At 56.8% G+C, this 13,189-nt stretch carries 11 protein-coding genes; 6 read left to right on the top strand and 5 right to left on the bottom strand.

Translation table 11 applies throughout. The annotated features are described in order from the left end of the window. Positions 1-131: 131 nt before the first annotated feature. The 3 genes from AC2FNU_RS08585 (at position 132) to AC2FNU_RS08575 (ending at position 5,072) form a co-directional block, all read left to right on the top strand. The gene (locus AC2FNU_RS08585; protein WP_496787197.1) at positions 132-2,309 is read left to right on the top strand and encodes a Tex family protein; all 2,178 of its coding nucleotides are present in this window, start codon (positions 132-134) and stop codon (positions 2,307-2,309) included. A gap of 172 nt (positions 2,310-2,481) precedes the next feature. Beyond that, positions 2,482-3,879 (top strand): bifunctional enoyl-CoA hydratase/phosphate acetyltransferase, encoded by a 1,398-nt coding sequence (locus AC2FNU_RS08580; protein ID WP_496787195.1) that lies wholly within the window; start codon positions 2,482-2,484, stop codon positions 3,877-3,879. Further along, a complete protein-coding gene (locus AC2FNU_RS08575; RefSeq protein WP_496787193.1) occupies positions 3,876-5,072 on the top strand; it encodes an acetate/propionate family kinase in 1,197 nt (398 codons plus the stop codon). The genes AC2FNU_RS08580 and AC2FNU_RS08575 overlap by 4 nt, the downstream gene beginning before the upstream one ends. Positions 5,073-5,079: 7 nt before the next feature. Here AC2FNU_RS08575 and AC2FNU_RS08570 read toward each other — a convergent pair whose 3' ends face one another. The 5 genes from AC2FNU_RS08570 to AC2FNU_RS08550 form a co-directional block, all read right to left on the bottom strand. Further along, positions 5,080-5,847 carry a citryl-CoA lyase gene (locus tag AC2FNU_RS08570; RefSeq protein WP_496787191.1) on the bottom strand — a complete coding sequence of 256 codons (768 nt, stop codon included), beginning with the start codon at positions 5,845-5,847 and terminating at the stop codon, positions 5,080-5,082. Further along, entirely contained in the window at positions 5,844-7,028 is a 1,185-nt protein-coding gene (locus AC2FNU_RS08565) for a CaiB/BaiF CoA transferase family protein (protein ID WP_496787189.1), read from the bottom strand. The genes AC2FNU_RS08570 and AC2FNU_RS08565 overlap by 4 nt, the downstream gene beginning before the upstream one ends. Beyond that, entirely contained in the window at positions 7,021-8,532 is a 1,512-nt protein-coding gene (locus tag AC2FNU_RS08560) for a tripartite tricarboxylate transporter permease (RefSeq protein WP_496787186.1), read from the bottom strand. The genes AC2FNU_RS08565 and AC2FNU_RS08560 overlap by 8 nt, the downstream gene beginning before the upstream one ends. A gap of 1 nt (position 8,533) precedes the next feature. After that, entirely contained in the window at positions 8,534-9,016 is a 483-nt protein-coding gene (locus tag AC2FNU_RS08555; protein WP_496787184.1) for a tripartite tricarboxylate transporter TctB family protein, read from the bottom strand. Between the two features lie 67 nt (positions 9,017-9,083). After that, positions 9,084-10,067 carry a Bug family tripartite tricarboxylate transporter substrate binding protein gene (locus AC2FNU_RS08550; RefSeq protein WP_496787182.1) on the bottom strand — a complete coding sequence of 328 codons (984 nt, stop codon included), beginning with the start codon at positions 10,065-10,067 and terminating at the stop codon, positions 9,084-9,086. Between the two features lie 108 nt (positions 10,068-10,175). Here AC2FNU_RS08550 and AC2FNU_RS08545 point away from each other — a divergent pair, with 108 nt between their 5' ends. Genes AC2FNU_RS08545 through AC2FNU_RS08535 form a run of 3 tightly spaced genes read left to right on the top strand, consistent with a single transcriptional unit; the run spans position 10,176 to position 13,184 of the window. Further along, on the top strand, positions 10,176-10,844 hold the full coding sequence (locus AC2FNU_RS08545) for a response regulator transcription factor (protein WP_496787180.1): 669 nt from the start codon (positions 10,176-10,178) through the stop codon (positions 10,842-10,844). Next, complete coding sequence (locus AC2FNU_RS08540) at positions 10,834-12,198, top strand: sensor histidine kinase (RefSeq protein WP_496787177.1); 1,365 nt, start codon at positions 10,834-10,836, stop codon at positions 12,196-12,198. The genes AC2FNU_RS08545 and AC2FNU_RS08540 overlap by 11 nt, the downstream gene beginning before the upstream one ends. Beyond that, positions 12,177-13,184, top strand: coding sequence for an ABC transporter substrate-binding protein (locus AC2FNU_RS08535; RefSeq protein WP_496787175.1), 1,008 nt, complete (start codon positions 12,177-12,179; stop codon positions 13,182-13,184). Before AC2FNU_RS08540 ends, AC2FNU_RS08535 begins: the two co-directional genes overlap by 22 nt. Positions 13,185-13,189: the final 5 nt, after the last annotated feature.

The raw sequence follows: 13,189 nt of genomic DNA, 5'->3' as shown, positions 1-13,189 counted from the left end.
CGACTTTGGAAGCTTCGGTTGAGCGTCGCGAATAACCGCCCGGTTTATTGTGATTTTGACAGGGCTGGGGTCTTTCACTTGCTGAAACGGGTGGGTAAGAAACTCTTCCACCGCCCTTTCAGGAGGCCCCCTTGGACCGTATCGCCCACACAATTGCTACCGAGATCAACGCCCGTTCCGAACAGGTCGGGGCCGCGATTGTACTGCTGGACGATGGCGCAACCGTGCCATTTGTCGCCCGTTACCGGAAAGAAGCCACCGGCGGGTTGGACGATACGCAATTGCGCTTACTTTCTGATCGGCTGACCTATCTGCGCGAACTTGAGGCACGGCGCGAAACCATCCTGAACTCGATCCGGGATCAGGGGAAGCTGACCGAGGATCTGAGTAAATCAATCGCCCGGGCCGAGACCAAAGCACAATTGGAAGATATCTACCTTCCCTACAAGCCCAAGCGGCGCACCAAGGCAATGATTGCGCGCGAAAACGGGCTGGAGCCGTTGGCGGATGCTATTTTGGCCGACCGCAATGCAGAACCCGAGACGCTTGCCGAGGCATATCTTTCCGAGGCCGTGCCGACGCATCGCGATGCTTTGAACGGGGCTCGGGACATTCTGACCGAGCGATTGACGGAAAACGCTGTTCTGTTGGGCGAACTGCGTACCTTCATGCAGCGCGAGGCTCTGCTGAGTTCCAAGGTTATCGACGGCAAGGAAAAGGAAGGCGCGAAGTTCAGCGATTACTTCGACCATTCCGAGCCTTGGGCCGATGTGCCATCGCATCGGGCGCTGGCGATGCTGCGCGCGTTAAAAGAGGGGATTGTCACGCTGGACATCGCGCCGGAAATGGAATTCGGCGCGGCGCGGGCCGAAACAATTGTTGCCGCGCATCTGCAGACGCGTGGCAAGGGGCCGGGGGATGCATGGCTGCGCAAGGTCGCGGGCTGGACATGGCGGGTCAAGCTTTCGCTGTCCATGATGGTCGAGCTGATGGGGGATTTGCGAAGCCGCGCGCAGGACGAGGCCATTCAGGTCTTTTCACGCAATCTCAAAGACTTGCTTTTTGCAGCGCCGGCCGGGGCCAAGGCGACGTTGGGCCTTGATCCGGGTATCCGTACCGGTGTGAAGGCGGCTGTTGTTGACGCAACCGGCAAAGTGGTGGCTACCGACACGCTTTATCCGTTTCAGCCAAAGAACGATCTGCGGGGGGCGCAGGCGGCCATTCTCAATCTGATCTCGGCCCACCAGATCGAACTGATCGCCATCGGGAACGGGACCGCAAGCCGCGAAACCGAGCGATTGGTCGCAGACACACTTTCCCTGCTGCCGAAGACGGTAAAAGCGCCGACAAAGGTAGTGGTGTCCGAGGCAGGGGCTTCGGTCTATTCCGCATCGGAACTGGCTGCGCGCGAGTTTCCGGATCTGGATGTTTCTCTGCGGGGTGCGGTGTCCATTGCGCGGCGGTTGCAGGATCCTTTGGCAGAACTTGTCAAAATCGAACCCAAATCAATTGGCGTCGGGCAGTATCAGCATGACGTGGATCAACACCGGCTTTCCCAGTCATTGGATTCCGCGATTGAAGATGTGGTGAACGCTGTCGGAGTCGATCTGAATACCGCTTCAGCCCCTTTGCTGTCGCGTGTTGCTGGTCTCGGCGCCGCTCAGGCCGAAGCCATCGTCACCCATCGTGATCTGAACGGGCCGTTTCAATCGCGCAAAGATCTGTTGTCCGTCGCCCGGCTAGGCCCGCGTGCGTTTGAACAATGCGCCGGCTTCTTGCGTATCCGGGACGGTGCAGAACCGCTGGATGCGTCCTCGGTTCATCCCGAAGCATATGACGTGGCCCGACGTGTTGTGGCCGCTTGTGGACGTGATATTCGACGTATCATGGGTCACGACGGCGCTTTGAAGGGGCTACAGGCGGAACAGTTCGTAACCGAGGAGTTCGGGCTGCCAACGGTTCGGGATATCTTTGCGGAACTCGAAAAACCCGGGCGAGACCCTCGACCCAGCTTTGTCACCGCTTCCTTTGCCGATGGCGTCGAAGAGATCACCGACCTGAAGCCCGGCATGGTTCTGGAGGGCACCGTGACAAACGTGGCCGCGTTTGGGGCATTTGTGGATGTGGGTGTGCATCAGGATGGGCTGGTTCATGTCAGCCAGTTGGCAGATCGTTTCGTCAAAGACCCGCATGAGGTCGTCAAAACCGGGCAGGTTGTCAAAGTTCGCGTGGTCCAGGTGGATGTGCCCAGAAAACGGATCGGTCTTACAATGCGAAAGCAGGGCGGCGGTGGAAAGAGACGCTCGTAGTCTCCATTATGCCCAGTTTCCGGGCGCAATGACATCAAGCCGTCGCATAGTGGGAATAGTGTGGCGGCTAACTTAGGCAGCGGTATTGCATTGTTTTCATTGATCGCTGAACTGAGTATCAGCAAGAGAGTTCATTTCTCCGCCACATCGACCGAACAAGAATCGAAAGTTCATGCAGTATCACAACAAGCCCTATGACAAGCTTAAGGTCGGCGATACTGCCGAGCTGGTTCGCACATGCTCGGTCGACGATTTCTATGTGTTTGCAAACAATTCCGGCAACCACAACCCGCTTCATCTGGCCAGTGAAGATGGTGACGGCGACCAAATCAACGAAGCGGTTGCGCCTGCCATGTTTGTTGGAGCGCTACTTTCTGCTGTCTTGGGAAATGTTCTGCCGGGGGCAGGGACGCTCTATAAGTCGCAGAACTTTGAGTTTGTGGAGCGGGCGCACGCAGGCGACGAACTGCTGTCCAGGGTCACCGTCATAGAAAAGCGACTAAACCGCGAGGTCGTCTTTGAGACAATCGTTACGCGCCCGTCCGACGGCGCAGTGATCGTCCGCGGACAGGCTGTGGTCATCGCGCCGGACAAAGAGCTGGTGTTTGCCGAACTGGAATTGCCCGGTCTTGTGGTCAAACGGCATCGGCATTTTGACGCAATGCTGGAAAAGGTGCGCCCGCTGCCACCTATGCCCACAGCTGTCGTGGCACCGGAAGAGCACAACTCCTTGGGGGGCGCTCTACTGGCCGCGCATGAGACGATCATCACCCCTATTTTCGTCGGCGATCCTGAAAAAATTGCTGCTGCTGCCAGCGAACTTGAGGTCTCATTGGACGGCTTTGAAATTGTGCCTCAAAGCGATCATTTCAGCGCTGCCAAAACTGCAGTCGATCTTGTGGCTTCGGGCCGTGCAAAAGCCTTGATGAAAGGGCACTTGCATACGGACGAATTGCTAAAGGCTGCTCTCAGGCGTGAAAATGGTTTGCGAACGAGCCGACGTTTCACTCATGTCTTTGTCATGGACGTGCCTGGACAGCCCAGACCGCTGTTGGTGACGGATGCGGCGATCAACATCGAACCGGATCTGGAAACCAAGATTGACATTGTCCAAAACGCTATTGATCTGGCCCTTTCGCTGGGAATTGAGCATCCCAGGGCGGGTATTCTGTCGGCCATCGAAACCGTCAACCCGGCAATCCGTTCCTCTGTGGATGCGGCCTTGCTGTCGAAAATGGCGGAGCGCGGCCAGATCACGGGCGGGCTGGTTGACGGCCCTCTTGCCATGGACAACGCGGTCAGTCTTGCTGCTGCACGATCCAAGGGTATTGTATCCGAGGTTGCAGGCAAAACGGATATCTTGGTGGTGCCCAATCTGGATGCCGGCAACATGATTTCAAAGCAGCTGACCTATATTGCCAATGCAGAAGGGGCTGGAGTGGTCATGGGCGCCAAGGCACCGATCATTCTGACCAGTCGGGCAGACGACGACAAAGCCCGGTTGGCGTCCTGCGCCGTCGCAGCTTTACATGACGCATATACCAATTCGCCTTCCGGAGCACATGCATGACACATGTCGTGACACTAAACGCTGGATCATCTTCAATGAAGTTTGGCCTGTTTAAGCTGACCGAAGTCGATCCGATTATGGTTTGTACTGGAGCGGTTGAGCAGATCGGAGAGCAAGAACCTCTGGTTAAGGCGAAATCTTCCGATGGAAGTGTCCTCGCCAGCGGTACTGCAGGGGAAATCCGGGATCACGCCGCAGCCCTGGACTGGGTATTGAACCTGCTTTCTCGCGCTTTCCCAAACAGCGAAGTAACTGCGGTAGGGCATCGTGTCGTCCACGGTGGCCCTGACATCGACGCGCCGTTACCGTTGACCAACGCCTCGATTGAAGCGCTGGACAAGCTGTCACCGTTCGCGCCTTTGCATCAACCCCACAATCTGGCCGGGGCCAAGGCGGCTATGGAGCGGTTTCCTAATGCCGTTCAGATCGCCTGTTTCGACACGGCTTTCCACCGCAATCACCCATGGGAAAACGACGTTTTTGCCCTACCGCGCGAGTATTACGACAAGGGTGTCCGGCGCTATGGTTTTCATGGCCTCAGCTATGAATACATCTCGGATCACATGGCAAAAACTGCACCGCTATTGCACGAAGGGCGGGTTGTCGTTGCTCATTTGGGGAATGGCGCGTCGATGTGTGCAATGATTGGGGGACGATCTGTCGGTTCGACCATGGGGTTCTCTGCCCTCGATGGGCTACCGATGGGGTCGCGATGCGGTCAGCTTGATCCAGGCGTCGTCCTGTACCTGATGGATCAGGAGGGACTGAACGCCGATGAAATCTCGGACCTTCTGTTCCGGAAATCGGGGTTGCTGGGCCTTTCAGGCTTATCGAATGATATGCGCACATTGGAAAAGGCAGACACGCCCGAAAGCCGCCAGGCCATCAGTTATTTCACCTTCCGTATTCGGCGGGAACTTGGGGCGATGGCAGCTATCCTGGGCGGTATCGATTCCCTGGTGTTCACCGGCGGGATAGGAGAAAACTCGCGTCTGGTGCGCGAACGGGTGTGTTCCGGAATGGGATGGCTGGGTATCGAACTGAATCCGGATGCAAATGCAGACAACGACCGGATCATCTCGACCAATTTATCGCGCGTGGTTGTTATGGCGATCCCGACGAATGAAGAGTTGATGATTGCCCGCGCGGCAGCGGACCTGTTGGCTGGTCGGCCACATCTGAAAACCGCGTAGCGGCGGTTTATGAAGGCTTATAGGTCCAGCGATAGGCGGGCGGGGTCGGGCCCTTGTTACGGCCCCCTTGCTGCATCTGTTCCCACGCATGGGCCAATACGCCAACTGATCGGGACAGGCAGAACAGACCGCGCGCCAGCGGGGGCGCAAATCCAAGCTCGGCGTAGATAACGGCAGTGGCGCCATCTATATTCATCGGAACGGGTTTTCCCTTCCGGTTTGCCAATTCCGCCTCGATCGCTTGTCCAATCCGCATGAACCGGCCATCACACGCTTGGTCCTTCACGGCGTTTGACACCATTGCCATCAGGCGCGGAGCACGCGGATCCGTTGGGGTGTGAAACCGGTGGCCAAAACCCGGTAGTATCTTTCCTTCGCTTTCAATCCAGTCGTCCAGAGCCTGCTCCAAACCCACAGGATGTTTCGCCACGAAATGGTAGAGAGCTACGGCTTGCTCACCAGCCCCGCCGTGAACGTCCCCCAACATGTTTACGGCACTTGCCATCGCGTTGTTGAGGGGCAGGCCACAGGTTACGGCCATGCGGGCCGTGGCGATTGAAGGGGCCTGAGGGCCGTGGTCAACCGCCGCGACCAACGCGGCTTCGAACAATCGGTCCTGCGCGTCCGAGGGACGATCCCCGCGCACCATGAACCAAATCATCTCCGAGAAACTGACATTTCCGATCAGGTCCTGGATCGGCTTACCGCGCAGATCGATCCGGCCGGGCTCCATGTCGATAATGGATGTCGTCCACCAATCGGAAACATCGCTCATATGACCCCCTCCTTGTTCAACGCATCAATTTCTGCGTCGGACAACCCGATTTCAGACCAGATCGCATTGTTGTCAGCCCCCAGTTCAGGTGGTGCATTTTGTGGCATGCGCCGCGCGCCGTCCATGACAACGGGACTTCCCGCAAGCTTCATATCTTCGCTTTGAACCCGCACAGACCCGATCAGGCCACGCCCAGAAAGTTGTTCGTCTGCAAGAGCTTCGGGCACAGTCAGAACCTGCCCGGTCGGTACGCCAATAGCATTGAGTTCCCGCACCCAGTCTGTTGCGCTTCTGGTTCGAAGAGTTTGCTCCAGCGCTTCACGCAAGGCATGACGGTTTTGTTTGCGGTCTTCGCGGGTTGCGTAGCCGGGGTTGTTTAGCAGATCGTCCCGCACCAGATGGCTTGCCAATGCCTGCCACTGTTCATCTCGGTTGGCGGCGATATTGATCGGGCTGTCGCGCGTGGCAAACGTGCCCGAGGGGGCAGACGTTGTGTTTTCATTTCCATGCGCAGCGGGTGTGACACCGCCGACCAGAAAATTCGACACGACCCAGCCCATTGTGGAAATAACAGCTTCGGACATCGCAACATCCAGAAAAGTTCCACGCGGGTTCGCGTTCAGAGCAGCAGACACAGCAAAGGCGGCCGTCATCCCGCCGACCGTATCCGCCAAAGGATAGCCAACGCGATAGGGCGCAGTTTCAGCTGCCCCGGTGATCGACATCACGCCACTGATGCCCTGAACGATCTGATCGTAAGCCGGATCATCCTTTCGTGGGCCATCTTGGCCGAAGCCACTGATGGCGCAGTAGATCATGTTTGGATTGACCTCACGCAGGACGTTGTAGCCAAGGCCAAGCCGATCCATGACACCAGGTCGAAAGTTTTCGACCAGAACATCTGCGGTTTCGACAAGGCGTTTCAGCAACGCCTTGCCTTTTTCCGATTTCATATCGAGCGTTACCGATTTCTTTTCAGCATTTTGCGCCAGAAAGCTGATCCCCATGCCTGCTTTGTTTCTGTTGGGATCAGCGCCCAGAACGCGGGCAAGGTCGCCACCGCCGGGGCGTTCGACCTTGATCACTTCGGCACCCATCAGCGCCAGCTGATAGCAGCAATACGGGCCCGCAAGGACATTTGTCAGATCGAGAACCCGTACTCCTGCCAGCGGTTCAGTCACCTTCGGCAACTCCGGCAGCCCGCGCACGTGCTCGGCGCGCACGATAGCTAGGCAGAAGGACCAATAGCACCGCGATAACCAGCAAACCCAGAGTCATCGGGCGTTCCCAGATGAAGGCGATGCCGTCATAGAGCTGCATCGAGCGGGCGAAGTTGTCCTCCATCATCCCACCAAGGATGAAACCGATCAGCAGCGGCGCCAGCGGATAATCGGCGAATTTCAACGCTGTGGCGCAGACACCGAAGCCAACAAGGATCAAAAGCTCGGTCGCATTGTTTTGCCCGATATAGGCGCCCATCAGAGTGAAGAACAGAATGAAGGGGATCAGATAGTTGCGCGGAACCGAAAGGACCTTGGCGATATATGGAATCAGCGGCAGGTTCAGCACCAGCAGAACGAGGTTGCCGATGAACATCGACATGATCACGGCCCAGAAAATCTGCGGTTCATCCAGCATCAGACGCGGGCCGGGCGTGACGTTCAGGGCGATCAAAGCGCCAAGCAAAATTGCCGTTGTTCCCGATCCGGGAATACCCAGCGTCAGAAGCGGCACGAACGAGCCGGTACAGGCGGCGTTGTTTGCGGTTTCAGGCGCGGCCAGGCCCTTGATTGACCCTTTGCCAAACTCTTCCTGCTCGGCTTTGGGGGCGATGTTGCGTTCTACCGCGTAGCCCAGGAAGCTGGCAATAGTTGCTCCAGCACCGGGCAGAACGCCGATGAAAAACCCCTGTACGGACTGGCGGCCGATGACTGGTGCGATAGCCTTTGCTTCTGACTTGGTAATCCGCAGGTCTTTGATTTTTCCATCATCGCCTTTCACATCCTTCGGCTTGAGAACCAGAAAGAGCGCTTCGGGCAGGGCGAACATTGCCATTGCGAGTGTGATGAAGCCAAAGCCTGATTGCAGATCCATGATACCCATGGTGAAACGCGGCAGGTTGAACAAGGCACCTTCGCCGACTGTGGCCATGATCAAACCCAGCAGGGTCATGATGACCGCTTTGGCCACCTGGCCCGTGCCCGCAAAGGCTGCAATCGCAGACAAGCCAACGACCATAAGTGCGAAGTATTCAGCGGAGTGGAAAAGCAAGGCCACGGAGGATAGCGCAGGGGCGAAAACCATCAAAAGGACCGCACCCAAAGTTCCACCTGCAAAACTTGCGATGGCTGCGATGGTCAGGGCTTTGCCCGCTTTGCCCTGTCGGGCCATTGGATAGCCGTCAAAGCTGGAGGCCACAGTGCCGGCGACCCCCGGCGCGTTGAGCAGGATCGAAGAAGTCGAGCCGCCGAAGATGGCGCCATAGTAGACACCGGCCAACAGGATCAGCGCGGCTGAAGGGTCACCCATGGAGATCGCAACCGGGATCATGATGGCGATGATTGACATCGGGCCCAGGCCCGGCAGCATTCCGATGAATGTACCGATCAGACATCCTGCAATAACCATCAGCAGGTTCTGAATTGAGAATGCCGTTTGCAGGCCGATCAGAAGTCCTTCAAGCATGTCAGCCTCCGAAAATGCCCGGCAGAGGGCGCATGTAGATGCCAAGAACTTCCTGGACCAGATACCAGACGGCACCGGTTGCAATGAATGCGACGGGCAACATGACGTGCCACTTACGTTCACCCAGGATGAAGGATCCCAGGATCAGAAAAGCCGAGGTCGAGATCAGAAAACCAACAGGGCGCAGGCAAAGCGCGTAGATCACCATCAGGGCGAGAAGCATGAGCGCTTGATCAAGGTGGTACTCACCCAACCGCCGGTAATCGATATCGGCTTCCTTGGGTTCCGCTTTTTCAAAACCCAGCAGAATGATCGTGGTGGTGATGATACCCAGAACCGACAGCACTTTTGGGAAGGTGCTTGGCCAGATCGGGTTTCTCTGCATGAAAGGGGGAAGGCTGCCGTCCATCGTGAACCAAGCGGCGTAGCCATATGTTAAACACACACCCAGAAGAACGAGCGCGATCCAGCGATCCAGCGCCATAAGGCCCCCTCCTTTTTTCTTAATGTTGGGGATGGCAGAGCGGGTGCCCGCTCTGCCAGTCGTGATTTTAGAGGAAGCCCAGCTTTTTCATCAGATCGCCGATCTGCTGTTCCTGCTGCTCCAGGAATGACTGGAAGTCCTCGCCAGAATTGTGGATGTTCACCCAGCCGTTACGCGCACGAACCTCTTCCCATTCAGGTGTATCGTACATTTTGGCGATAGCGGCCTGATAGGCGGCGAGCTTGTCTTCTGGCAGACCGGGAGCCGCAAAGAAACCACGCCAGTTCACAAAAGTGGTGTCGATGCCTTGTTCCTTCATTGTCATCGCATCCGGGGCCGCATCAACGCGTTCTTCCGATGTCACGCCAATGATCTTGACCTCTCCAGCGTTTGCCAGATCAACGGCTTCTGAGAATCCAGTGGACAGTGCTGCGATCTCACCCGACAGCAGGGCTGCCATTGCTTTACCGCCCGCGTCATACGGGATGTATTTCACCCCTAGTGCGTCCTTGCCCGCGGCTTCCATCACCATCGCTGCCACCAAGTGATCCATACCGCCGGGAACCGAACCGCCACCAATCGCTGTTCCGCCCGGATCAGCGTCAAAGGCGGCAAGCAGATCATCCATCGAGTTGATGGGGCTGTCTTTGCCCACAACGATCGCGGCATAGTCACCGATGGTGCCCGAAACCAAAGTCAGGTCGCGGAAGTTATGCGGGAACACGCCGGTCAAAGAACGGATCACGATGGGGGTGGAATTCACCATCAGCGTGCCGTGGTTGCTGTCTGCGTTTTCGATCAGATAGCCGATGGCTTTGCCGCCGCCACCACCCGACATGTTCTCGTAAGATGCCGTGCCCACCAAGCCGGCGTTGGTCAACGCTTCGCCGGTACCACGTGCAGTACCGTCCCAGCCACCGCCTGCGCCGCCTGGAATCAGAAAGTGGATGCTGTCCACAACCTGATGGCCATCAGCTAAAGCCGGCCCTGTCAGGCCAATTGCGGCCACAGCTGCGATCAGGGCGCGGCGGCCCAGTGTGAATGTCGTCATGATGTCCTCCCATTTGACAACCGGCCGCGTCGCGGCTCAGATTGGATGGAACAAAATCACATCAACCTGACATCAACCTGTCACGCCTGAAAATAGTGCCAAGGCCTCATGAAATTCTTGCTTGTTGAAGACAATCCAGACCTTGCTAACGCGATCTGTTCTCGGATGAGATTGGACGGACATGTTGTTGATCACGCGGCAAATTTGGATGACGCGACAGGCTTTGTAGAAACCCAGGACTATGACCTGATCCTGCTGGATATCATGCTGCCGGACGGGGATGGGCGTGACTTTCTGAAACGGCATCGCGCGGGCAATCGGGATACCCCTGTCATAGTTCTGACGGCCCGCAGTCAGGTATCGGATCGAATCGGATCTTTGGACCTGGGGGCGGATGACTATGTGACAAAGCCCTTCGACCATGCCGAACTTGAAGCCCGCTGCCGGGCCGTTTTGCGACGAAAATCCGGGAACGCAAGAACAAGGATCGAAGTGGGGGGCATCGTGTTCGATCCGCTGGCAGGCTACCTGACCGTAGGCGACCAGACCGTTTCCCTGCGCAACCGGGAACTGCGGTTGCTGGAGTTGTTTATCAATGCGCCCGGTCAGGTGTTTTCCAAGCAAAAACTGACAGATCGACTGTTTTCTTATGACGACATGGTGTCAGACAATGCGATTGAGGTCTACGTGGCCCGCCTGCGCAAACATCTTGAGCCATCTGACCTGAAGATCACGACACTTCGCGGTCTGGGATACAGGCTGGACCATGCCTCTTGAGCCGAATGTCTCAGGATCACTGCGGAACAGACTGGTTCTGACACTCATCGGGGGTGCTGCTCTTCTTGCGTTTTTACTGTTTGTTGCCGTCCGCAACTATGCTGCGCAGGTCGCGCAACAAGGGCAGGACAATATTCTGGGTGCTTCGGTGACCTCTATTCTTGACGCGGCGGCCCTGCGTGAAGGCGAGCTTGAGGTTGATATTCCTTACGCCGCTTTTGCAATGCTCAGCACGCCTGCCGACGACCGGGTGTTTTATGCGATTTTTCAGGACGGTGAATTCCTTTCTGGGTACGAAGACCTGTCACCGTTGGCGCAGCGGGATAGCAGGTGGCAGTTTCAATCCAGCACAATTCGAGGTGAAACCATCCGTCAGGTCAGCGCCAGCCGAACTTTGGTTGGATTAGAAAAACAGACTGTTATCGAAATCGTGCTGGGGCAAACACAGGATGCGCTGGCAGAAACTCTGGACCAGATCTCACGCAACGCGGCGGTCCTCGGGATTGGTTTTTTTGCCCTTGCGGCCGCCTTATCCTTTTGGGCCACATCTTCGACCATTGGTCAGCTGAACAGGTTGACGACCTCTGTCACCCGCCGGGGGCCGCAGGACCTTAGCCCCTTCAGGAAACCCGTGCCCCGTGAAATGGCACCTTTGGTGGCCTCACTGAACTCTTTGATGGGTCGGCTGGATCAGTCCCTGAGCCAATCCGAAGACTTCATCGCCGAGGCGGCCCACCGCGTGCGGACGCCGCTGGCTACGGTCCGGTCTTATGCTGATGCCACGTTACAAAGGGTGGAAAAGGAAGAGAACCGCGAGGCTTTGCGTTCGATGGTGCGCGCCATTGACGAAAGCTCTCGGGCCGCAGGGCAGTTGCTGGATCACGCGATGATCACGTTTCGAGCGGATCATCTGGAACGGGAAGAGATCGACCTTGTCGCCCTGATCAATGATCTGGTGCAACGTTTGACACCAATTGCCGAAATGAAGGACCTGTCCCTGTCCTTGGATGGCGATCCTCAGGTTCTGTACTCGGGTGATCCCATCCTCATCCAGAATGCAGTACGCAACATGATCGACAATGCCCTGAAATATGCTCCGCCTGACAGTGCGGTCCGCATTGAAGTGTCTTCAGGCCCGCATGTTCAGATCCGTGTTAAAGACCGTGGACCCGGGTTCCCGCCAAACGAAATTGATACCCTGACACGCCGGTTCGAGCGCGGCAAAAACGCAAGCGGCACCATCGGGTCCGGGTTGGGACTGACAATCGTGCAGGATGTTGCAACAGCCCATGGCGGCACGCTTGAATTGGCCAATCGGCAAGGGGGCGGCGCATGCGTTACCTTATCGCTCTGATTCTTTTCGTATTGCCAGCGGTTGGGTTGGCTCAAACTTGGGAAGACCGGCAAGTTTTTAATGCTGAAGCGGGCCAAACACGTCTGCGCGTGATCTCGAGCACGGATACCTTTTTGTTCGAGCCGTTGATTGCCGCTTTTGTCGCAGATAACCCCGGTATTTCGGTCGATTACATGGTGACAGGCACAGCTCATATTGACCGAATTGTCCGCGCGGCCCCTGAAGACTTTGATATCGTTATTTCCAGTGCAATGGACCTTCAGCTGAAACTGGCAAATGACGGATTTGGCCGGGCCATTGACGGCATTCAGTTGCCGGCTTGGGCGCAATGGCACCAAAGCCTGTTTGCCTTTACGTTCGAGCCTGCAACGATCGTGATCAATCGGGCCGCTTTCGAAGATGGCCCTTTACCCGAGACCCGCCAGCAGCTTATCGAAATTTTACGGGCCCGACCGGAAGATTTCTTTGGGCGGGTAGGGACCTATGACATCCGGCAATCCGGTCTGGGTTATTTGTTCGCCACGCAGGATGCGCGCGCATCTGAAACCTATTGGCGTCTGATGGAGGTCATGGGCGGGCTGGATGTTCGCTTGTATTGCTGTTCTGCCAACATGATTGATGATCTTGTTAGCGGAGAGATTGCCGTAGCCTATAACGTACTGGGCAGCTACGCCTCTGCCAGAGCGGGTGGTAAGGATGTTCTGGAGATCATCCAACCGTCAGATTTTCAAACCATCATGATGCGTACGGCATTGGTCATCGAGGGTACTCCAGAGACCGAAGCCGCTTCGTCTTTTGTTCGTCACCTTGTCGACAACCAGTCTGGCAGGGGCACGGGCGCTTTTTCGCTACCGCCTCTGGCACCGTATGACACAGAGACCGAACGTGAAGCGATTGGGTTGGACCCCGCGCTGCTTACGTTTCTGGACAGGTTGAAACGCCGCAGATTCCTGGCGGAGTGGGAAAGCGCAGTGATCCAGAACTAGCGGCG

The organism is Ruegeria sp. BHSB064 (assembly GCF_059613205.1).
The sequence above is the reverse complement of the archived record's forward strand: the minus strand, read 5'-3'. Positions and strand labels throughout refer to the sequence as shown.